This is a genomic window from Colwellia marinimaniae (genome assembly GCF_002207865.1).
Classification (GTDB): Bacteria; Pseudomonadota; Gammaproteobacteria; order Enterobacterales; family Alteromonadaceae; genus Colwellia; species Colwellia marinimaniae.
This window is the reverse complement of record NZ_BDQM01000582.1, coordinates 1-226: the sequence shown is the minus strand read 5'-3', so window position 1 is coordinate 226 and position 226 is coordinate 1. Positions and strand designations below refer to the sequence as shown.

Annotated in this window: 1 rRNA gene; it reads right to left on the bottom strand. The window is 44.7% G+C overall.

From position 1 onward, the window contains the following. Positions 1-172: 172 nt before the first annotated feature. A 16S ribosomal RNA gene (locus MTCD1_RS20575) occupies positions 173-226 on the bottom strand; the annotation flags it as partial.

Sequence of the window (226 nt, the reverse complement as noted above, 5' to 3'; positions counted from 1 at the left end):
AGCTAAGCAGGATCGAACTGCTGACCCCCTGCGTGCAAGGCAGGTGCTCTCCCAGCTGAGCTATAGCCCCATTTATGGGTATTCTTCTTCATTTTTGTTATCATGTAATTTGTGTGAACACTCGTGAAACGCTCTTAAAAGAGAATTTCCATTAAGCAATTTTACTTCAAGATAAGGAGGTGATCCAACCCCAGGTTCCCCTAGGGTTACCTTGTTACGACTTCAC